We start from the raw sequence: 21,600 nt of genomic DNA, 5'->3' as shown, positions 1-21,600 counted from the left end.
TCGGCACCATCGTCGCGCCCTTGATGACCCGCGGCGCCGGGCCGGTGTAGGGCTTGCCGCCGATGACCAGGCGCATCCCCGTGGCGGAGGACGGACCGCTTGACAGGGCGCCCGCGCTGGCAGCCGTGCCGCCCGTGCCCGTGGCGCCGCCCGGGCCGGTTGTCACGCCGGTCGCGGTGCTCCCGCCCGTGAAGTGTGCCTGCTTGCGCACCCCGGCCGTCAGCGGCCCGGGCAGCGGCGGAGCCTGGCCCCAGCGGAACGGCCCGTACACGATCCACACAAAGGGGTGCTGTGAGTGGGCGTAGCCTGTCTGGCAGCTCTGCTCGAGCCGCACGAGCACACGGTAGCGCTCGGGAGGCTTGCCGAGCAGGCTGAAGTCCATCGTCTTGTCGAAGCTGAAAGGACGGCCGTCGTCCCCGGGCGAACCAACTCGCTCCTGCCCGGCGTAGTACAGGAGGTGGTCCATTACCTCCAGCGGCGTGAGGCCTGCTGCCATGGTTCTATAGGGCGTACCGGGGGCGATCTTCTGGTCGCCGGAATAGGCCGTGTAGACGCGCGGCGTATTCCGGCCATAGGACTGGCTGTCGCCCCAGTCCACGAGCACGGGGAAGGTCTTCCCGGGGTAGGCGACCTCGATGCCGACTTCGAGGTCGTTGGTCTGCGGTCCGTCGAAGTCAGGCCACTTCAGGCCCTGGCACGTGACCGTCCCTTTCACGTGGGCCTGGGTGAGCGAGAGGAACTTCAGGCTGAAGTCGCTGAGCGCTAGCGTCGGGCCGTCGGCGAACGCCGCCGTCGCGGCCAGACCCAGGCACAGCACAACAGCCGCAGGAACACCTGTGCGCGTCGGCTGCCGTATCATGACACCTCCCCGCACCAGCATATCCGCGCCTGATGAGGCGCTTTTTCGACATCAGTAGCCAAGCATCCTGCTGCCTACCTCATCCGCGCCGCCACGTCCTCATCCGCCACGACCTTCAGGATCTGCCCGAAGTAGATGCGGTGGTAGTCGCCGCTGCCGTAGCACTGGCTGCAGATGTCGGGCATGATGTGCTCGGGCACGAAGTCGGCGTGGTTGACGACCTGACACTGATAGCACACGCCACACTCGTCAATGTAGGGGGCTTTGAGGCCATCGGACGGCACGGCGGTGAAGCCGCACTCGGCGAACTTGTCGTGATCGCGACCGCTCTGCGTGCCGCAGAACATCACCTCATCGGTCTGGTCGGGGTAGGGCACGCAGACCGTGAAGTCGCGGCTGACCTCAAGGCACTGGTAGGTGTAGCGCGAGGGGCGAACCATGACGCTCATGATGCGGCGGCCCCAGATGATGCCGATCTGGGCCCAGCCGATCGTCATGGCGTTGGGCCGGCCCTCCTTGTCACTCGACACCAGCAGGGCGCCTTCGCCGGACAGCGACTGCAGCAGCAGCGGAATGTGCCGGTCAAACGGAACCTCGATCTTGGCCATGGCCGAACCTCCAACGATATCTCAGAGATCATAGTATAGTACATACTCCTGCGGATGGGGGCGCAGGTTCACCTCGGCGCTCTCGGCTCGCTTGAGGGCGATCCAGGCGCAGATGATGTCCTCGGTGAACACGCCGCCCGCCAGCAGGAACTCGTGGTCGGCCTCCAGTGCGGACAGTGCACCATCCAGTGAGGTCGGCAACTGGGCGATGCGTGCCCGCTCGTCCGGGGCCATCTTCACGACGTCCGTATCGAAGGGGCCGAAGCCCAGGGCGGCGGGGTCGAGGGCCTGGCGAACGCCGTCGAGGCCGGCCATGGTCATGGCCGCCAGGCACAGGTACGGGTTGCAGGTGGCATCCGGGGGACGGAACTCGATGCGGTTCTCCCGCTCGTTGACCGCATAGGCCGGGACCCGGATGGCCGCCGTCCGGTTGGACAGGCCATAGAAGCAACTGATGGGCGCCTCATATCCGGGGACCAGGCGGCGGTAGGAGTTGGTGCTGGGGCTGCACAGCGCCAGGAGCGCCGGGGCGTGCTGCAGGAGGCCCGCCACCCAGTGGAGGGCCAGGGGGCTGAGGTGGGCATAGGCAGGGCCCGAGTCCCAGAAGAGCGACTTGCCCGCGTGGCTCACGTACTGGTGCACGTGCATGCCGTTGCCCGCCTCACCGAACATCGGCTTGGGCATGAAGGTGGCGGACAGCCCCGCCTGGTGGGCCACGTTCCGCACGATATGCTTCATCTTCATGACGCCGTCGGCCATGTCCAGCAGCGGCCCCAGGCCGACCTCGATCTCCACCTGCCCCGGCGCCCCCACCTCGTGGTGGTGGTAATGGCCCGGCACCCCGGCCTCCTCGATGGCCAGGAGCATGGTGGTGCGCAGGTCATGGAGCTGGTCGCGCGGCGGCGCTGCATGGTAGCCCCCGTGCGCCGGGATCTTGTGCCCCAGGTTCGGCGCCTCGTCAGCCCCGCGGTTCCAGGGCGCCTCCTGCGAGTCCACCATGTAGCCGGCGGCGTTCATCTCGGAGGTGTACTGCACATTCGAGAAGACGTAGAACTCGAGTTCGGGTGAGAACAGCGGCTCCCCCGGGCTGACGATCTGTGAGAAGTACTCCCGGGCATGCACGGCGACACCGCGCGGATCCCGCCCGTACGGCTTGCCACTGATGGGCTCCACGATGCTGCAGATGAAGCTCAACGTCTTCGCCGCACAGAACGGGTCGAGCATGCCGGTGCTGAGATCGGGGACCACCCGCATGTCGCCGGCCTCGACCGCCTTGTAGCCCGGGTAGCTGGAGGTGTCTATGCCGACGCCATGTGCGAGCACCTCGGCGGTAAGCCGGGCGGCGGGCAAGGTGACGTGGTGCCACCTACCGGGCAGATCGCAGATCTTCAGATCAACCATCCGGATGCCTTCAGCCTCAACGAACCTCAGGACCTCTGCTGCTTGCGCAAACATGTCTCTGATCCCCTCCTGGGCCACACGGGCGCGTGGGGTCTCGGGTGCGGCTCGTGTGCGGGTTGGGCCTCTCCGAACGGGAGGGCCGCTCATCTGCCAAGGTGCGTTCACTGCCCCGCTGCGCGCGCGGCAGTCCAGGGCGCGGAGACAGCCGACGAGACGGCCGGCGTCCCTACGGCGTCTCCTTCACCTCAAGCGTCCCGTCTTGATGCACCAGCAGGACCCGGCGCACCTGCATGGTGGTTCGCCGCAGCTTGGTGGTCTCAAACGGGTCCTGCTCGTAGTCCGTCTGCGTCTGGTAGGGCATGGCGGCCACCACCGGCACGGGCTGGGTGATCGCGGCGATGTCCACCGGCTGCTCCTTGGGCTTGTCGTCCTGGGCGAAAGCCAGGCCCTGCGTCCCGGTCAGCAGCACTCCGGCAGCCAGGCCGACCAGCGTCGCCAGCAGGACCAGCGTCAGCGTCGTGCGGTTCATCGGAAGCCTCCTGAAGTCTCACATTCGCGTGTTAGAGGCCCTTCCCACCCCTGTGGTTCCTGCCTTGCAGGAAAGGCCGGGGGGTGGTATAAGGAGCGTGTTGCCCCTCACTGTTCGCTCCGAACAGCCGCCGCCAGATCTGCACCACAACCGGAGGGATCACCCATGTCGCGCATTCCGCCCCTCGGCCTGCTGCTCCTGTGCAGCACCTGCTTCGCCTTCGGCCCCACACTCCACCTGCCCTTTGACGGGGATGTCGCCGGCAGTCCGGGCGCCAAGCCCCTGAGCACCTCCGGCCCGTTCAGCTTCGCCGCAGGCAAGAGCGGCCAGGCCATCTCCCTGCCCGCCGGCAGCTTCCTGACCTTCCCCTCCAAGGGGCTGCTGGACAAGACCCATGGAGCGGTGGCCTGCTGGGTGAAGCCCAACTGGGACGGCGACGACGGCAAGAACCACGCGCTGCTGGCGGATGCCTCCGACTTCAACGACAAGCTGCAGAACACGCTGTATCTATGGAAGTGGAGCACGGGACAGTTGCGGCTCGATCTGCGTTCCCCGGCCGACCCGTACCTCACGGTGGATGTAAGCCACTGGAAGGCGGGGGAGTGGCATCACATTGGCGCCAGCTGGGATGCCGCGACGGGTCTGGCCCTGTTTGTGGACGGCCAGTGTGTCGTGCGCCGCGAGGCCACGTATGAGCCCCACTCCTGGCCGACCTTCAACATCGGCGGCGACTGGAGCGGCCAGGGCACCGGCGACGCGGTCTTCGACGACCTGCGCCTGTATGACATGCCCCTGGAAGCCGCCCACATGGCGGCCCTGATGCAGGGCCTGCCCCTCGAGCAGCTTGCGGTCACGAAGGTGACCGCGCCCAAGACCGTGAGGATCGGCACCCCCTTCAGCCTGCAGGTCGAGGCGCAGGCGCTCCAGCCGCTGACCCGGGACTACCCCCTGCTGGTGCTGGTGGATGGCGTGGAGATCGCGCGTCTGTCGGCCGAGCCGCCGGCGGCCAAGTGGGACGCGAACAAGCCGCTGGGCCTGCGGCCGGTCAGCGCCGCCATCCCCACGTACCTGCGGGTCCGACCGGGCTCCCACACGCTCACGGTGCAGTTCGAGGGGGCCGTGGCGGGCCCGTCCGCCCCCGCCGCCGTGGCGAGCATCCATGTACAGCCGGCGGTGACGACGCGCGTCGGGCACACCTACACCGTCACCGCCGATGGCCAGCCACGGCGCGACGGCAAGCCTTTCCCGCCGGCGGTGCAGGGCGAGGGCTTCCTCTATGACGGCGTCTTCTATGTGAACGACGAGGAGGGGCGCGCCAAGGCCTGTGCGCTGATCCGCAGCGGCATGATGCATGACGCCATCCCCTGCCGCCTGCTGGACATTGTGGACTGCGGGACGCAGGACCACCACTTCCGTGAGTGGGGCGCCTCCACCGTGGCGGAGCTGCTGCCCGGCCAGCGCTTCCGGATCACCGGCGCGCCGGACACGGTGGAGCAGCAGGTGAACGTCTATGGCACCATGCGACGCTGCCTGCCGGGCTTTGCCTACACGCTGGCGAACACGCCCCTGCCGAAGATGCACGTGCTCGTGGCCGAGCTGCCCAACGACCGGGAGCGCTACACCGAGATCGCCATTGATGCCGCCGCCGGCAGCCAACTGGCCCCCCACCTGGCCAGCGGGGGCTCTGGTGACACGCGCCTCATCAATCTCTCGACCGTCTACACCGGCCGCGAGTACCCATGCGACCGCAGCACGCTCCGCCACTGCATGGTCTTCTACCCCAAGAGCAACGCCTGCGAGGTGACGGTGACGAGTTCGGGGCGGGACCGCACCGGCTCCCCCGACGCGGGAGCGGCGGTGTCGCGCCTGTCGGTGTTTGAGGTCATGGACGACGAGGCGGCGCTGTACAACCCGATCCCGCTGCCCGACAAGCAGCCGAGCCGCAGCGTCTCACTGTTCTTCCCCGAGCACAGCTTCCTGTACACCCAGTGGGGCTTCTCGGGAGTGGGGGAGCAGCAGCGGCGGGCCTCGCTCCTCAGCCTCTTTGACTACATGAAGTTCATGGGGATGAACCGGCTGGAGTTCCACCCCGTGAGCTTTGGCATGAAGTGCTTCTACAACGGCGGCGCGCTGCCCAACGGGGCCAAGTACGACGTCTTCGACGACCTGCTGCCGCTGGCCGAAGAGCGAGGCATGCAGATCATCCCGGCCCTCGACGGCATGGCCTTCTACGACCAGTTCGCGGACTTCACCGCCGACAGCTTCCAGCTCGATCGTGACGGCAAGAGCGTGCGCAAGTACTTCGGCAAGGTGCCCGACCCGCTGCGGCCCGAGGTGCAGGCCCACCTGCGGGGCTTCATGTCCGAGTTTCTGGAGCGGACGCTCCACAGCAAGGCAGTGCCGATGGTGGCGTTCAAGGTGGACGGCAAGATGGGCACGTGCTACTCGGGCGACAGCCCGGGCCATCCGGCCGAGGACGCCGGCTACAGCGAGTGGGACATCGCCCAGTTCGAGAAGGCGGTGGGAGTCACCGTCGGGGGGACGGCGGGCGACACGCCCAGCCGCCATGAGTGGCTGCGTGCCCAGCCGGACCGCTGGACGCAGTGGATGGACTGGCGCTGCCAGGCCACGCGCGACTTCTGGCTCAAGACGCGCGACCTGGTCACCTCGCGGGGCAAGGAAGACCTGCTCGTCAAGACCATCCTGCCCGACAACTTCCCCGGCTACTTCAACTTCTGGCAGGAGCGTGGGCGGTCGCCGCTGGAGGTCGTGCGGGGCCATGGCTATGACCCGCGCCTGTATACCCAGGAGAAGGGGCTACGCTTCACCCGCTGCCTGCTGGTGGGAGCGGACCGGTACTTCGGGCAGGAGGCCAACAAGACGTGGCAGTATGATGAGGCGCAGGCCGACTTCTACCAGACGGCCGAAGGGACCGAGACCGAGCTGTACTTCGTATACTGGGAGCTGCCCCAGCACCCCAAGGGCTTCCGGGTCGGCCCATCCGCGGGGCCTGGCCGTGCCTTCTTTGAGCCCCTGACGTACACGTTGCGGGTGCACAACCCGGTGAACCTCACCCTCTACAACTGGTACGCCGGCAGCATCGGGCACGAGTTGGACCTGCGGCGCTTCATCCGCGCCTACCGGGCGCTGCCGGCCGTGCCCCCACGCGACTTCGAGGGGGAGATCTACCCGCGCGATCCCCGCCTCTGCGCCCGCTGGTATGGCGAACGGCTGGCCGTCATCAACGACACTGGCCAAGCCCGCCGCATCCGGGTGACCTTCCCCGAGGTGTTCCCGATGGGCACCGTGGTCACCGACATCGGCAGCGGCCTGACCATGTCGGACTTCCCCGGCAAGAACCGGACCCGCCTGGACCTGCACCTTGAGGCCTGGGACGTGGCCGCGTTGGAGATCGTCAAGCCGACGTCGAGCAAGACGAGAGGGTTTGAGGGGAAATGACGAACGCAGAATGCTGAATGATGAATGACGGCGCAAGGCTCGAGGCCTACGCCGTCATTCCGTCTTCCTTCTTCTGTCTTCTCTCTTGCCCTACCCGAGGTGGCGCCAGGTCATGTTGACCACGCGACCGTCGCGGAAGGTGAACGTCTTGCGCCAGTCGGAATGCGACCCCCCTACGCTCACGGTGCACTCGACGGTCAGCGCGCCGTTGCCGTCGGTGACGTTGTCGCTCAGTACGTCCATGCGCACCGTGTCTTCACCGTAGTGTGACTTCAGGTACGCCTGGGCCTTCCGCAGAAGATCCTCTTGCGTCAGAACGCTTGCCATGCTGCGACACCTCCACTGGTGTCGGCGGTTCTTCGCCGGGCGGCGGCGGGGAACCTCCCGGGAGGCCATCTGCGCTTGATTGAGGGTGGGGTTGCATGTAGAATGGTGTCGGCAAGACGCCAGCAGGGCCGGAGGCCGGGCATGAGACGCAGAATACATCGCAGCTCCCGGATTCGTGAGGTCGTGACCTTCTGGGCGATGGTCGCGGTCCTGGCAGTCGTTCTCAGTGGGTTGGCCTTTGTGGCCGCCAAGTACTGGGTCGGCGGCCTGATGGCTCGCTCGAAGGCCGCCCAACCCGGGCCGCAGATCGTGCTCAAGACGCCCGGCGACAAGCCGGACGAGGACTCGGAGATGGGCCCCACCAAGGTGGAGCCCCCGTCCCAGGCGGTCGTCAAGATGCAGCAGCGAGCGCCCAACGACGCCGAGAAGAGCGAGATCGAGCAGATGTACCCGCAGGACGCCGCGGAGCTGCACAAGCAGGGCGACCAGGACAACGAGGACGACAGCACCGGCGCCGATGACAAGCCACTGAACGGCGCCGACGCCAACGGCACGGGCGGTGTCGCCGGCGGGCAGTACTCCGTCGTCGCCAGCTCCTACCGCGACGCGGCCAACGCCCGCCGCGAGGCAGAGAGGCTGGCAGGCCGCGGTTACGAGGCGCGCATCGTGGACATCACGCGCAATGGTGAGACCTTCCACCGCGTGGTCGTCGCCAGCTTCGATGACCGCGCGGACGCTGAGCGCATGCGCGACCGGCTGCGCCAGGAGGGGACGGCGGCGACCATCACGACGCGCTGACGCTGCGGGTAGCGGCCGAGGTGGGGGAGAAACCCATGACTGACATTCCCATCAACGAAGCCATCGCCATGTTCGTGGCGGTCCTCATGGCCCTGGGGCTGGTGAGCTTCCTGGCCTACGCCAAGATGGTGCAGGCCGGACTGCCCCCCCGGCGGCGGCAGCAGACGCTCGTGGCCGTGTGGCTGCTCGTCCTGGGGCTGATCGCGCTGCTGCTGGCACTCCGCGTGCTCAGCGGCGGCCCGGTCATCGGCGGCAGCCCGACTGCCGGCGGCGTGTGGCTGGGGTTGCAGCCGCGCCAGGTGATCGCGCTGCTGGCGGCGGTGGCGCTGCTGATAATCGGCTACATGCGCTTGCGCGCGGTGCTGCAGCCGCTGGAGGATAAGGCGCCGTCTGCCGCTCCGCCCCCGGCCGACAGTTCAACACCGGACGAGGAAACGTGACCGCTGCCCTGCTCTGGCTGCTGGACGGCCTGCTGGTCGCCTTCGCCGTCTATTCCTACTTCGTCGAGCCCTACCGGCTGCAGCTGACGCGGCGCACCGTCTGCCTCCCCGATCTGCCGGCGGAGTTGGACGGCCTGCGCCTGGCCCACCTGGCCGACCTGCACGTCAAGAGCGAGCGCCATCCCTTCCCCCGGGAGATGGCCCGACGAGCCGTGCGGATGGCGCTGGCGCTGGAGCCCGACCTGGTCTGCCTCACCGGCGACCTGGGGCAGGGCTCGCGGCACATTGGCTCGGCGGTGCGCTTGCTGCAGCCCCTCGCCGCCGCGCCGGCCTTCGTGGTCATGGGGAACCACGACCATGACAAGATGATGGAGAGCGAGTTCGACGGTCCGCCGGACGTCCGCCTCAGCCCCGCGCAGTGGCGGCAGGAAGTCACTGCAGTGGGCTTCACGGTGCTGCAGAACGAGTCCGTGGAGATGACTGTCGGCGGGCGGTGCGTCCGCATCGTGGGTGTCGGCGACCCGTCGTGCGGGTGGGACGACCTCGGCCGGGCGCTGCCTGGGGACGACCCGCCCGATGGCGACCTGCGCCTGCTCCTGGTGCACTCGCCGGACTTGCTGGACGATCCGCGTAGCGACTGGGCCGACCTGGTGCTGTGCGGCCATACCCATGGCGGCCAGTTGCGCCTGCCGGGCCTCGGCAGCCCCTGGGCGCCGGTGTGGCGCGATCGGCGCCGTGCCGCCGGCCTGTTCGCGGTCGGCCGCACGATCTGTCACGTGACGCGAGGCGTGGGCGCCGGTATCCGCGCCCGCTTTCTGTGCCGGCCCGAAGTCTGCGAACTGACGCTCCGACGAGGCGAGGACGGCTCACTCCCGCGCCTGCCCAGATTCCCGCTGCCTTAGGCACACCACGACCAGGAAGAGACCCTATGTCCGCACAGGCCCCCAACACCCTCGACCGCATCCTGCTGAGCCTGAAGCTCAAGAAGAACGGCCCCGCGCTGACGCGCGAGCAGGCCATGCAGGCCTGGCCGGTGCGGAACCCCGCGCTGCAGGTGAGCGAGAGGGAGGAGGGCCTGGTCACCATCGAGTTGCCGCGCCGCAAGGACTGGATGGGCGGCGTACTCGGGTTCCTTTTCTCCGTCCCGCAGTCCAAGCCCGTGCAACTGGACGAGGTCGGTTCCTTCGTGTGGGGCCTGTGCGACGGCGACCACACCGTGAGCGACATCGTCGGCGAGTTGGTCAACGAGTACAAGCTGAACCGTCGCGAGGTCGAGGTGTCGCTGACGCAATACCTGCAGACGCTGGCCAAGCGCGGCATGGTGGGCTTCGCGGTGCCCCGTGAAGTGGCTGAGGCGGCCGGGCTGGCCGGGGAGGAGATCACCCCGGAGGCGGAGCCCGAGGAGAGCGCCGCCGTGGCGGCAGAGACAGTCAGCGAGTTCCACCCCGAGCTGCCGGCGGAAGAGCCGGCGGCCGGTGATGACACCTCCGACATGGCCCCGGTGGCCGCGGAAGGCCCAGAAGAGACCCCCGTCGCCGAGCCGGCGGCCGACGACATCGCCTCCCCTTCGGAGAAGCCGGATGATCAAGAACATCCTGGTGGGCTATAGCCGGCAACGCGGGTCCGAGGTTGCCTTCCGGCTGGCGGTGGGCCTGGCCCAGGCCGCGCAGGCGCGCCTGCATCTGGCCTACATCGAGCCGATGGCGGCGCAGGCCAGCGTGCCGGTGCCCAGCGAGATCTCAGCCGACGCCTATCCTCCCGTGCTACCCGACACCGCCGCCCTCTCGCCTGAAGACCCCTCGGAGGCCCCCTCCGTCTTCGCTGACCTCGCGGAGCGGTGCCGCGAGGAGCGGCTGCAGTGCACCTTCAGCCACCTCTACGGCGATGCCGGCAGCCGCCTGTCAGACCTGGCGCGACGGGCCGGGCTGGTGGTCATCGGGCGTCACGACGACACCCCGTCGTCGGCCGAGCCGTCGCTCGGGCGGGTGGCCCGGCAGATCGCCACGCGGATGCCGGCCCCGCTGCTGCTCGCTGCGCGCGAGTACCACGAGATCAAGAGCCTGACGCTGGTCTACGAGCCGACTTCGGTGGGGGGACGGGCCCTGGCCCTGGCCGGAGAGATCGCCCACCTGCAGAACATGACGCTCAACGTCGCGGCCCTGGGGGAGGGGAGCACGGAGCCGGCCGCCGCGGCGGACGAAGCCCGTTTCGATCTGCGCGCCTACCATGTGGAAGGGGATGTGCTGCCGGTGCTGGCCGCCGGACCGGAGGCGCTGCAGACGGCGGCCCTGACGTGGAACGATGCGCTGATGGTGTTGCCGGCGCCGCCGAAGGGCTGGTTCTCGCGCCCGCTGGACAGCATCCGCCCTGCGCTGTCACTGCCCAACCTCAACGTGCTGCTGGTGCCCTAGTCTCGGCACGCGTGTCCCCACGCGCTACGGAGCCTCTAGACCGCCAGCATCGCGTCCTTCAGAATCCCCAGCGCCTCTTCCGCTTCGGCCTGCGTCAGCACCAGGGGCGGCGCCAGCCGCAGGAGCTGGTCCTGCAGCTTGTTGACGATCAGGCCGCGCTCGCGACAGGCGGCCTCGAGCTGCGTCCCCTTCGGTTCGGACAGCTCCAGCCCCAGCAGCAGCCCCTTGCCCCGTACGCCCGCGACCAGCGGCACCTCGCTCTTGAGCGCCAGCAGTTGCTCGGCCAGGAATGCCCCCATGGCCGCGGCGTGCCCGCTCAGGTCCTCGTCCAGGATGACGGACACCGCCGCGATTCCCGCGGCGCACGCGAGGTGGTTGCCGCCGAAGGTCGAGGCATGGTTTCCGGGCTCGAAGGCCGACGCCACGGCGTCCTTGGCCAGGCACGCGCCGATGGGGAAGCCGCCGCCGAGCGTCTTGGCGAGCGTGAAGATGTCCGGCTCGAGGCCGAAGTGCTCGTAGCCGAACAGCTTGCCAGTCCGGCCCAGGCCGGTCTGGACTTCGTCGAGGATCAGCAGGAGGCCCCGGGCGTCGCACAGCTCCCGCACGCCCTGCATGTACTCGACGGAGGGCACGAGCACGCCGCCCTCGGCGATGATGGGCTCGAGCATGATGGCACAGACCGTGTCATCCACCTTGGCCTGCAGGGCGGCGAGATCATTGTAAGGCACATAGTCAAAGCCGCCGGGGAGCGGCGCGAAAGGCTTGTGGTACTTCGGCTGCCCCGTGGCTGTGACAGCGGCGAGCGTCCGCCCGTGGAAGGAGTTCAGGGCCGTGATGATCGTCCGCTGCCCCTCGGCCAGGTGCAACCCGGCCCACTTGCGCGCGAGCTTGATGGCGGTCTCGTTGGCCTCCGCACCGCTGTTGCAGAAAAAGGCCTTGTCGGCGCAGGAGTTGTCCACGAGCAGCTTCGCCAGCTCGGCCTGTGGCGCGATCTGGAACAGGTTCGAGGTGTGCATGATCTGCCCGGCCTGCTCGCGGATGGCCGCGACGACCTTGGGATGGCAGTGGCCCGTGCCGAGCACCGCGATGCCCGCCAGGAAGTCCAGGTACTCCTTCCCGTCGGCATCCCACAGGCGGCAGCCCTCGCCCTTGACGAAGGCGATCGGCAGGCGACCGTAGGTCTTCATGATGTACTGATCGGTGAGCGCGACGGTTTCAGCGTTGGTCATGGCATGATCCTCGGATGGCATTGCCGCCCTTCGCGGCGGATGGGCGATGCGGCGTGCCGATGTCGCCGGCCCCTGCGGGGCGCGCGAGGCCTACGCGGTCGCTGACCGGCGGCTTCCGCCGCCGGCTACATACGGCGGCGCCTTCGGCGCGAACGGCCAACAGCGAACGGCCAACAACGAACGGCCAACAACGAACGGCCAACGGCAAACGTCCCGAACAACCAACGACATGAGCAACCAACGATCCGGACGACTAATGGCCCGGACAACTGACGGTACGGACAACTGACGGTAGGGACGGCTGACGACGGGGCCCGAAGGGCCCGACGTACGTAGCCGTGGGCGGGAGCCCACGGTCCGCTTCCCCTTTCCCCCCATCCCTTCGGCGCCCCGAAGGGGCCGGCGCTACTTCTCGATCATCGTCCCAATCCCGGCGTCCGTGAACAGCTCGATCAACATGCTGTGCGGCAGGCGGCCGTCAATCATGTGCGCCCTGGGGACCCCGCCTTCGATGGCCAGCAGGCAAGACTCGAGCTTGGGGATCATGCCCTTGCTGACCTTGCCCTGGGCCACGAGTTCCCGCGCCTGCTCAGGCGTGAGCTGGCTGATGAGCGAGTTCTCATCCTTCACGTCATCCAGCAGGCCGGGGATGTCGCTGAGCACGATGAGCTTCTCGGCCCCGAGCGCCGTGGCCACCGCCCCCGCGGCCGTGTCGGCGTTGATGTTGTAGCTCTCGCCCTCCTCACCGATGCCGATGGTGGAGATGACGACCACGTAGCCGGCGTCAGTGAGCGTGTCCACCACGCCCGTGTCCACATCCACGATGTCGCCGACGGCGCCCAGGTCGCCCTCGTCGCACTTGAGCTTGCAGGCCTGGATCAGCCCGGCGTCCTTGCCCGACAGGCCGACGGCCTTGCCGCCGTGGGTCTGGATGAGCGAGACGAGCTCCTTGTTCACGGTGCCGATCAGCACCATCTGCGCGACTTCCATCGTCTCGGGGTCGGTGACGCGCAGGCCGCCGACGAACTTGGGCTCCAGGCCCAGCCGCTTCATCATGTCCGACACCTGCGGCCCGCCGCCATGCACGACGACGACGCGAATGCCGACATAGTGCAGCAGCGCCAGGTCCTTGGCGACCGAGTTGCGCAACACGGGGTCATCCATCGCCGCGCCGCCATACTTGACGACGATGGTCTTGTCCTGCCACTGCCGGATGTATGGCAGCGCCTCGGACAGGATGTGCATCCGTTCGCGGTAGCTATCGTCGAGCATGGTGCCTCCCGTTGGTACGCCCGACACTCTTGTCGGGCGACTCAATCGCCGCGCGCCCGACAGGAGTGTCGGGCGTACCAGACCTAATGTGCGTTGAACGTCACGTACTCCGGCGTAATGTCATTGGTCCAGTACGTGCAGACGGCGTCGCCGCTCTTGAGGTCAATCACGAGACGCTGGTCGCCCTCCTGCAGCTTCGCCTCGGCGGCGGCCTTGTCGAAGGGCTGCGGCTCCCCGTCGTTCCAGCACAGGATGTCCTGCCACACGATGCTCATCTGGCCGGGGTCGAAGGGTAGCATGCTCGACCCGAGCGCGGCGGCCACGCGGCCCCAGTTGAAGTCCCCGCCGTACAGGCAGGTCTGGAAGAGCAGGTAGCCGGCGACCTGGTGGGCCAGCGCGTGCGCCATGTCGTAGTCCGGCGCGCCCTGCACGACGATCTCCAGGAACTTGCTGACCTCCTCACCGTCGCGCACGATCTGCTGGGCGAGGTCCTTGGTCACATGCCCGAGCGCCGCGCGGAAGGCCTCGTAGCCCTCGTCGCTCGTGGAGGTCAGCGGCGCGTTCCTCGCCGCGCCGTTGGCCAGGATGGCGACCGTGTCGTTGGTGCTCATGTCGCCATCTACGCTGATGCAGTTGAAGCTGTACTTGACGGCTTCCTGCAACGTCGTCTTCAGCAGGCCGGCGTCAATCGCCAGGTCGGTGGTGATGAAGCAGAGCATCGTGGCCATGTTCGGGCAGATCATGCCCGCGCCCTTGCAGATGGCGCCGAGATGGACCTGGGCCGGCGAGACGCCGGCACTGGTGGCCGGAAAGGCGGGGCCGGCATCAGCGGCCGGAATTGCGGGGCCGGCGCTGGCGGCCGGAATTGCGGGGCCGGCGCTGGCGGCCGGGGCGGCGGGGCCAGGACCGGCGGTCCCGGCACTGGCGGCCGGGACGGTGAAGCGGGTCGTGCTGATCTTCTCCACCGTGTCGGTGGTGAGGATGCCCCGGGCGATCTTCACCGGGTCCTCGCGCGACAGTTCGCCCGCGAGGGTGCGGATGCCCGCCTCGACCTTGGCCATCGGGAGTTGCACGCCGATGCGGCCGGTCGAGCAGACGATGGTGTCCTCGGGAGCGACGCCTGTCAGCTCGGCCGCCAGGTCGCCCATGCGCTTGGCGTTGGCGAGGCCCTCGGAACCCGTGGCGCAGTTGGCGTTGCCGCTGTTGACGACGATGGCCTGGGCCACGCCGTTGGCGACGGCCGCTTCGGTCACGAATGTCGGCGCAGCGCGGAAGACGTTCTGGGTCAGCGTCGTCGCCGCAGCCGCGGGCCGGTCGGACTTGATCAGCACCATGTCCAGTATGCCGTCCTGCTTGATCCCGGCGCACGTCGCCGCTGCCGTGAAGCCCTGCGCGGCCAGGACGCCACCCTCTATGATCTCGAACAACATGGACACTCACGCTCCTCGCGTCGGTCGGTGTGCATGATCATCGGCGTCACATGCTCGCGCGTCCTGAAGCCGAACTGCTCGTAGAACCGCTCTTTGCCTTGCGCGGCGTTGAGCGTCACGCGGTACACGCCGAGTTGCTCAATCTGCTCCATCAGCAGGGCCACCATCTGTCGGCCAATGCCCTGGCCCTGCAGGTCCGGGTGGACGATAACACTGACGATGGTAGCGGTGAAGCCGCCGTCCCAATACGCGCGGCACATCCCCACCAACCGCCCGTCGTCGGCGCGCGCCGTGACCTTGCAGGCCGCCTCATCCCATACGCGCTGCAGCAGGTCCATCCCCGCCTTCGCCGGGTTGTTCCACCCGACCGCGACGGTGAGGTCGCACACTTCCTGCGCAGTCAGCTCGCCGTTGCTCTCATACTGGATGGACATGCGCAGCCCTTTCGCGCTCCAGTGCCGGCGTCTCGCCGGCCACGACTCTGACGGCCACGGCTTTGCCGGCAGGATGCCGGCGCTCCTACGGCCTCTACGGCCACATCGCCATCATCGGCAGGCCCAGCGTCTCGCCATAGCCGCACATCAGGTTCATGCACTGGAGCGCCGCGCCCGAGAGTCCCTTGATGAGGTTGTCAATCGCCGCCACGGCGATGAGCCGGCCGCAGTCGGCGTCCACGGCGACGCCGATATCGCAGCGGTTCGTGCCCGACACAGCCTTCGTGTTCGGCAGTTGCCCCAGCGGCAGCACCCGCACGCACGGCTCCCCGGCGTAGAACTCGGCGTAGAGGGCGTGGAGGTCCTGGACGCTCATCTCACCGGTCAGGCTGCCGTAGGCGGTGGTCAGGATGCCCCGCGTGATCGGGACGAGGTGGGGGGTGAAGGTCACCTTGATCCCCGTGCTCCCGCCGCTGGCGAAGGACAGCTCCTGGTTCATCTCCGGCGTGTGGCGATGGCTGGCGACCTTGTAGGCGGTCAGGCTCTCGTTGGTCTCGGAGAAGTGGCTGCTGAGCGCGAGCTTGCGCCCCGCGCCTGAGACGCCCGACAGCGAGTCCACGATCAGCGTCTTGGGGTCCACGATCGCCTTCGCGACGGCCGGGGCTAGCGCGAGCGTGCCGCTGGTCGGGTAACACCCCGGCACGGCAACGAAGTGGGTCTGCCGGATGGCCTCGCGGTGCAACTCGGGCAGGCCGTACACAGCCTTGCCGACCAGCTCCGGCATCGGGTGCGGACCGTAGTAGCGCTCATACTCCGCCTGGCTCTGCAGGCGGAAGTCGGCGGAGAAGTCGAGGGTCGGCTTGCCGGCGGCGACGGACTGCGCGACCATCGCCGTGCCATCACCGGGGTGCAGGGCGAAGACCATCACGTCGGCGACGGCCGCCGCGGTCGCGTAGTCCTGCTCCTGGATCGGCATGTCGGCGATCTGCGGCAAGTGAGCGTAGATGTCCCCGAGCGTCTTGCCGGCGGTGGAGTGGCCGCCGAGGTAGACCAGCTCGAACTGCGGGTGCGCGACGACCATGCGCGCCAGCTCGACCCCGCCATAGCCTGAAGCCCCGAATATCGCGACCTTCTTCATGCTGCTCTCCTCCTGCGGCGGACACCCCGCCCTGGTGCGCGGGCCCCGGACGTTCGCAAGGCCCAGAACCTAATCCCCAAAACCCAAAAAGCCACCCCAAACATCGGGCGGCAATCAACCGGCTTGCCTTCAAGTTCACGTCACAGATTGTGCCTAGCCACGCCTCGCGCGGCCGGCCAGCACAACCTGGAGAGAACTGAGGAACGGCAACCGGATCATCATAAGCTCCTGGTGGAGCGACAATAGCAGATTCACTCGGCACGAGTCAAGATGCTGCGACAGGGCGGCGGCGGTCTGGAGGGGCCGGCTATCAGCCGGCCCGCCGTTGGTGGCGGGTAGCACGCAGCAACGGGTGAACGAACGGCGGGCCGGATACTATCCGGCCCCTCCTACGGCGCGCTACCCCTCGCCCGGTATCTTCATCGCCTTGCCTGCCTTGGACGAGCGCTCGGCGTACTCGATGACGCCGATGACCCGCCGCGCGTCCTGCGGAGTGACGATCAGTTCGGCCCCATCGAGGATGTGGGCCGCGATGTTCTCGTAGAACTTGTGGTGCTCGCCCGGCAGGAACGGGATCTTCATCTCGGTGGCCAGGCCGTTGACCTCGGTGTTGACCTGCCAGTGGTCGCCGGCGAACAGCACGCCGCCCCGGTCGCCCAGGATGCGCCACTTGGGCTTGCCCACGCGGGCAATCTGCGTCTGCTGGAAGTCGGCCACCGTGCCATCGGCGAAGCGGATGATGGCCTGCATCTGGTCCTCGTTGGTCATCTGCTGCCAGACCAGCTTGCGGCAAAAGCCCGTGACATCCACAATCGGGGCCGGGACGATCTGCAGCAGCCAGTACATGAAGTGCGCGCCCCAGTCATAGCCCAGCCCGCCGGAGATGGCCTTGTCATCACGCCACCAGCCGCGTGGGGCCGACCATCCGCCGGCGAAGATCTCCACCTGGAACACCTTGCCGATCAGGCCGCTCTCGATGATCTGCCGCAGGGCCAGGAAGTCGCCATCCCAGCGGCGGTTGTGGAAGACCGAGACCATGACCCCGGAGGCCTCGGCGGCGTCAATCATCGCCGTGGCTTCCTTCACCGTGAGGCACATCGGCTTCTCGGTGATGACATGCTTGCCGGCCTTGAGACACTGGATCGCGACGGGCGCGTGCAGGTTGTGCGGCAGGATGATGATCGCCAGGTCGAACCGGCCCCACTTCAGGAGCGCCGAGACCTCGGTGAAGGTCTCGGTCTGCTCGCCGAGCTCCTCCTTGGCGGTCGTCAGGCGCGCGGCATCCTTGTCGCAGACCGCGACCACCTTCATCCGCTTTGTCGCCTCCATGGAGTTGCGGTGGTGCAGCCCCATGTTGAAGGCCCCGCCGTAGCCGACAAGTGCAACGGTAATCTCCTGCTTCTTGGCCATGGTCAAGTCCCTCGCGATCGCTCGTTGTGGAGCAGACTAGTGTCAGTCTGGGCAGTTTCGCCCGTAGCGCCGGGAATCCCTTTGGGGCGGCAGGAGAACCGAGGGGCGTCCACGAAAAGTCACGGTGTCCATACACTCTGCGGGAGGTGTTGGCCCGATGCGACGATCTGGCTTCACCCTCATCGAGTTGCTCGTGGTTATCGCCGTCATCGCCATCCTGGCAGCCATTCTGTTTCCGGTTTTCGCTAGAGCACGCGAGAAGGCACGTCAGACCAGTTGCCTGAGCAACCTCAAACAGATCGCTCTGGCGCTCGGCATGTACGCGACCGACTATGACACGGTCTACCCCGCCCTGTGGACGGGGTACCCCAAGACGGTGTACGCCCATGTGCTCCTGCCCTACGTGAAGAACATCCAGATCTGGACCTGCCCGTCCGCCCGGACCCAATCGTGGAGCGGGGGCCTAACGTCAGCAGGGGTGGCTGATCGCTGCATGGGCTACGGGTACAACACCAGTGCGCTGGCGACCGCTGGCTACCCCCACGCAGGCGTGGGACGCGGGGTTGATGGATACGTGGGCTGCTCCGAGACCGACGTCCAGTTGCCCGCGGAGCATATTGCCTTTGCCGACAGCCGGCCTGTCCCCTCATCCACTCCGGGCATCATCTCAGACAGCGTTCAGGTCTACCCGTCCGACTACTACCCAGACTTCCGCCACAACGGCGGCGCGAACTTCGCCTTCGTGGATGGGCACTCAAAGTGGTTCGGCCGGTCGGTCCTCACCGGATCGCACCGGTACATGTGGTACATGTGCGCCGAGAACCACTGACCGGCTAGCGCAGGCCCAGCGGGGAGAGGTCACCCTGGCGCACGCGGGCGGCCGCGGCGGCGTAGTGGACCTTACGGCCGCGCCGCCGCAGCAACACCCCCTGCCCGGCGGCGAGGTGGCCGACGCAATTCTCACCATCGCGCTCGAGCCGGGCCCCGGCCATCTCCACTTCGGCTCCGTCGAACGGGTCCTTCAGGCGCAGCAGCCGGTCGGCGCCCGCGCGGACCAGTACCCACTGCGTCAAGCCCCCCAGCCGCACCGCGGACACCTGCCACGCCCCTTCGGCCACGAGATTGCGAAAGGCCACGTCAGGCCACTGGTCCGGCACCGCCGGGAAGACCCGCAGCCGGTCGTTCCAGCCCTGCAGCAGCATGTCGCAGATACCCATCGTGACGGCGTTGTTGCTCTCCATCGTGAAGGGCGCACTGGCCGGATCGCCCGTGAACATCGTGGCCCCGGTGCGCTGGAAGTCGCGGTTGAAGTGCAGGCCGTTGGGGCCGATCCAGCGGTCGGCGAACTGCCGCAGGGCGTCATAGGCCATGCCCCGCCGGCCGATACACGCGGCCAGGCTGATCCACTGAGCATACGTGTGCCCGGCCCAGCGGTACTGCCCCAGTTCGAGGAAGTGCGTCAGGCTGTCCGCGATGATCTGCCGCTCCTCGTCGTTGCCCTCAATCGTCAGGTCCATCGCCGGGTGGATCGCCATGAGGTGGCTGGGATGGCGATGGGACTCGGTCAGGAGCTGCCCCGGCCACAGGGCGAGGATCTTCTCGGCCGCGAAGCCGCTGGCCAGCGGCACCTCGGGCTTGCCGAGGGCATAGGGCGGGAGGGCCCCGTGAATGCGCCGGGCGTCCGGCGTCAGATCGCTGATCCCCAGGGCTTGCTCCATCTCGATGAGCCAGTCGCAGGTGCGGCGGATGAGGGCGAGGTCAATGTTGGGGTCGGGCCCCCAGGCGGCGGGGCTGTTCTCCTTGAACTCCGGGCTGGTGGACAGCGGCACATGCAGCCGGCCGTCGGGGCCCTCCTCCAGGTTCGCCCGATAGAAGCGGAAGCACTCGGCGACGAGCGGGTAGCCTGTCGCGCGCAGCCATTCGGCGTCGAGGCTGTAACGCCACCGCAGCCACACCAGCCACGCCAGCCAGCCGGTGTTGCTCCAGGCGTACTGGACCGTGTACCAGCCGGCCGTGGGGACATAGCGCGGGTGCATCGAGCACAGGTAGAAGCTGCCCTCGGTACCGAAGATGCGGCGGGTGTGGGCCTGCACTGCCGGCAGTATGTCCTGCATGAAGTCACACCAGGGGTCGAGCAGCTCCAGGTGCCCAGTCGCCCCTGCGGGCCAGAACGTCTCCTGCACGTTCATGTCCGCGTGGTAGTCGCCACGCCAGGGCGAAGGCTGTCCGTCCGGGGCCCAGACGCCCTGCAAGCCCGGCGGCAAGTGCCCCCGCCGCGCCGACGAGGCCAGCAGGTACAGCCCGTACGCCCACAGGAACTCCATGCGCGGCTCGGGCAGGGCCACCGTCGAGACCGACCAGAAGGCCTGCCACCCCGCGACGTGCTCCGCCCGCAGGGCGTCGTAGCCGACGGCCAGGGCCTCCCGCAGGGAGGCCAGAGCCTGCGCGGCCGCGGTGTCGGCCGTGTCGGCGACGGCCACGGCCAGGAAGTGCGCGTCGCCCCGCCCCGCCCAGGCCACCGCGCAGGCCGAGCCCTCGGGGATGGCCTGCATCATCACCCGCGCGTCGCCATGGTCGGCAAAGCACGGGTCGGGGTAGCCGAGTTCGGCCATCTCGGGGGAGAGTGACGACAGCGGACGCACGGTCAGGACCGCCTCGGGCGGCGCGTCGGTGAGCTTCAGGCAAAGGACGGAGCGCTCTCTGTGGACGAAGGCCTCCAGCTCGTGCGTCGCCTGTGCCGTGGCTAACGCGCCATGCGCGAGGGCCCGGTCAAGATCGAGCGTACACTCGTAGCGCTCCGCCGCCCCGAACTGTAGCTCCGCCCGGCCGATATGGACCTTCGTCGGCGTCACGGGGTTGTCGCGGCGGAAGCGCTCGTCGAAGATCGCCGCGGCCTCCTCATGGCGCCCCTCGCCCACGAGGCGCCGCAGCCCGGCGTACGTGTAGTCGGGGTGATCCAGGAAGTCGGTGTTGCAGCGCAGGTCCCAGAGATCGGCGTGGTCGAGCGTGAGGCACAGCGGGGCGCCATCGCCCCAGAGCATGACCCCCAGCGCACCATTACCGAGCGGGAAGCCGTCGTGCCAGTGCAATGGCGCGGCGCGGTGAGTGAAGCTGCGGCAGGGATTGGGCATGAGGGCCTCCCCCATACTCACGGGATGACGCGACAGCCGTCTACGGTCGTCTCAAAGCGCACAGTAGCGGCGCGATTCATCGCGCCCGCCGTGCCATCCGTGCCCGGGGCGCCATGAATGGCGCCGCTACACGGCAGCGTCCACACGTCGCCGGCGCGCGTGATCTGCGGCACCTGCTCCAGCGTCTGCCCCGGCGCCAGCGGCACGATCGCCAGAGTGAGGGCCGCGGGGAGCTTCGCCTTGCCAACATACGTGACGGCTGGAGCTGGGATGAGCTTGTCGCTGCTGCGGCCGGTCCAGCCGCGCCCGTGCTTCTGGTCGCGGTTGTCCTCGCGGGCCAGCACCGTCTTGGGCTTGCCATCGGGCCAGTACGAGACGTGCGGTTCCTTGTCCCCGACGGTCAGCTTGGGGCTCAGGCCACCCTCCAGCGGCACCAGCGCCAGCCGCGCGCCGTTGGGCGCCGTGGCCACCGTGACGCCCGCCTGGAACTCGATCTTGATGTCGGCCTCGAACTGGAAGTTCTGCTCGACGTCGGCCTCGGGCTGCTCGCCGGTCAGCACGTCCTGCAGAAGCCAGTAGCTCCTGTCCACGAACAACACGCGTCGCTGCCAGCTGACGGGCTTGACCGGGGCGAAGGAGTAGCTGCTGACGAAGAGGCTGGTGTGGTCGCCATGCTCCCAGCGGTTCGTCAGCGGGGCCTTCGACTCCATCGGGATCGAGCCCA

At 68.1% G+C, this 21,600-nt stretch carries 20 protein-coding genes; 7 read left to right on the top strand and 13 right to left on the bottom strand.

Features of this window, described 5'->3' with window-relative positions; translation table 11 throughout:
• The 4 genes from LLH23_22290 to LLH23_22275 form a co-directional block, all read right to left on the bottom strand.
• The coding region (locus LLH23_22290; GenBank protein MCE5241204.1) for a hypothetical protein at positions 1-859 on the bottom strand (859 nt) is incomplete at its 3' end.
• 74 nt (positions 860-933) lie between these two features.
• Entirely contained in the window at positions 934-1,467 is a 534-nt protein-coding gene (locus LLH23_22285) for a flavin reductase family protein (protein MCE5241203.1), read from the bottom strand.
• A gap of 21 nt (positions 1,468-1,488) precedes the next feature.
• Positions 1,489-2,922, bottom strand: coding sequence for a type I glutamate--ammonia ligase (gene glnA, locus LLH23_22280; GenBank protein MCE5241202.1), 1,434 nt, complete (start codon positions 2,920-2,922; stop codon positions 1,489-1,491).
• Between the two features lie 172 nt (positions 2,923-3,094).
• Complete coding sequence (locus LLH23_22275) at positions 3,095-3,397, bottom strand: hypothetical protein (protein ID MCE5241201.1); 303 nt, start codon at positions 3,395-3,397, stop codon at positions 3,095-3,097.
• Between the two features lie 165 nt (positions 3,398-3,562).
• Here LLH23_22275 and LLH23_22270 point away from each other — a divergent pair, with 165 nt between their 5' ends.
• Complete coding sequence (locus LLH23_22270; protein ID MCE5241200.1) at positions 3,563-6,856, top strand: LamG domain-containing protein; 3,294 nt, start codon at positions 3,563-3,565, stop codon at positions 6,854-6,856.
• Positions 6,857-6,946: 90 nt separating this feature from the next.
• Here the strand turns inward: LLH23_22270 and LLH23_22265 are convergent, their stop codons facing one another.
• A complete protein-coding gene (locus LLH23_22265; GenBank protein ID MCE5241199.1) occupies positions 6,947-7,183 on the bottom strand; it encodes a hypothetical protein in 237 nt (78 codons plus the stop codon).
• 141 nt (positions 7,184-7,324) lie between these two features.
• Here LLH23_22265 and LLH23_22260 point away from each other — a divergent pair, with 141 nt between their 5' ends.
• The 5 genes from LLH23_22260 to LLH23_22240 are packed head-to-tail and all read left to right on the top strand — an operon-like array spanning position 7,325 to position 10,832.
• Positions 7,325-7,981 (top strand): SPOR domain-containing protein, encoded by a 657-nt coding sequence (locus tag LLH23_22260; GenBank protein ID MCE5241198.1) that lies wholly within the window; start codon positions 7,325-7,327, stop codon positions 7,979-7,981.
• A 35-nt stretch (positions 7,982-8,016) separates the two neighbouring features.
• The gene (locus LLH23_22255) at positions 8,017-8,421 is read left to right on the top strand and encodes a hypothetical protein (GenBank protein ID MCE5241197.1); all 405 of its coding nucleotides are present in this window, start codon (positions 8,017-8,019) and stop codon (positions 8,419-8,421) included.
• Entirely contained in the window at positions 8,418-9,323 is a 906-nt protein-coding gene (locus LLH23_22250; GenBank protein MCE5241196.1) for a metallophosphoesterase, read from the top strand. The genes LLH23_22255 and LLH23_22250 overlap by 4 nt, the downstream gene beginning before the upstream one ends.
• A 26-nt stretch (positions 9,324-9,349) precedes the next feature.
• Positions 9,350-10,030 (top strand): PqqD family peptide modification chaperone, encoded by a 681-nt coding sequence (locus LLH23_22245; GenBank protein MCE5241195.1) that lies wholly within the window; start codon positions 9,350-9,352, stop codon positions 10,028-10,030.
• Positions 10,002-10,832: a universal stress protein gene (locus tag LLH23_22240; GenBank protein ID MCE5241194.1), complete on the top strand. Its 831-nt coding sequence runs from the start codon at positions 10,002-10,004 to the stop codon at positions 10,830-10,832. Before LLH23_22245 ends, LLH23_22240 begins: the two co-directional genes overlap by 29 nt.
• Before the next feature lie 35 nt (positions 10,833-10,867).
• Here LLH23_22240 and LLH23_22235 read toward each other — a convergent pair whose 3' ends face one another.
• From LLH23_22235 to LLH23_22210, 6 genes are all read right to left on the bottom strand, one after another.
• Entirely contained in the window at positions 10,868-12,061 is a 1,194-nt protein-coding gene (locus LLH23_22235; protein ID MCE5241193.1) for an acetylornithine transaminase, read from the bottom strand.
• Between the two features lie 405 nt (positions 12,062-12,466).
• Positions 12,467-13,333: an acetylglutamate kinase gene (gene argB, locus LLH23_22230; GenBank protein ID MCE5241192.1), complete on the bottom strand. Its 867-nt coding sequence runs from the start codon at positions 13,331-13,333 to the stop codon at positions 12,467-12,469.
• A gap of 83 nt (positions 13,334-13,416) precedes the next feature.
• Positions 13,417-14,763, bottom strand: a complete 1,347-nt coding sequence (locus LLH23_22225; protein ID MCE5241191.1) for a bifunctional ornithine acetyltransferase/N-acetylglutamate synthase — start codon at positions 14,761-14,763, stop codon at positions 13,417-13,419.
• Positions 14,745-15,197, bottom strand: coding sequence for a GNAT family N-acetyltransferase (locus LLH23_22220; protein ID MCE5241190.1), 453 nt, complete (start codon positions 15,195-15,197; stop codon positions 14,745-14,747). Before LLH23_22220 ends, LLH23_22225 begins: the two co-directional genes overlap by 19 nt.
• Before the next feature lie 94 nt (positions 15,198-15,291).
• Positions 15,292-16,335 (bottom strand): N-acetyl-gamma-glutamyl-phosphate reductase, encoded by a 1,044-nt coding sequence (argC, locus tag LLH23_22215; GenBank protein MCE5241189.1) that lies wholly within the window; start codon positions 16,333-16,335, stop codon positions 15,292-15,294.
• 399 nt (positions 16,336-16,734) lie between these two features.
• Positions 16,735-17,745: a Gfo/Idh/MocA family oxidoreductase gene (locus LLH23_22210; GenBank protein MCE5241188.1), complete on the bottom strand. Its 1,011-nt coding sequence runs from the start codon at positions 17,743-17,745 to the stop codon at positions 16,735-16,737.
• A 157-nt stretch (positions 17,746-17,902) separates the two neighbouring features.
• On the opposite strand from LLH23_22210, the gene LLH23_22205 reads away from it, so the two are divergent.
• Positions 17,903-18,574 carry a DUF1559 domain-containing protein gene (locus LLH23_22205; GenBank protein MCE5241187.1) on the top strand — a complete coding sequence of 224 codons (672 nt, stop codon included), beginning with the start codon at positions 17,903-17,905 and terminating at the stop codon, positions 18,572-18,574.
• Between the two features lie 4 nt (positions 18,575-18,578).
• On the opposite strand, the gene LLH23_22200 is transcribed toward LLH23_22205, so the two are convergent.
• Together LLH23_22200 and LLH23_22195 are read right to left on the bottom strand one after the other, a co-directional pair.
• On the bottom strand, positions 18,579-20,876 hold the full coding sequence (locus LLH23_22200; protein MCE5241186.1) for a glycoside hydrolase family 95 protein: 2,298 nt from the start codon (positions 20,874-20,876) through the stop codon (positions 18,579-18,581).
• A 17-nt stretch (positions 20,877-20,893) separates the two neighbouring features.
• On the bottom strand, positions 20,894-21,600 hold a 707-nt coding region (locus tag LLH23_22195; GenBank protein MCE5241185.1), incomplete at its 5' end, for a heparinase II/III-family protein.

Source organism: bacterium (assembly GCA_021372615.1).
Classification (GTDB): Bacteria; Armatimonadota; Zipacnadia; order Zipacnadales; family UBA11051; genus JAJFUB01.
The sequence above is the reverse complement of the archived record's forward strand: the minus strand, read 5'-3'. Positions and strand labels throughout refer to the sequence as shown.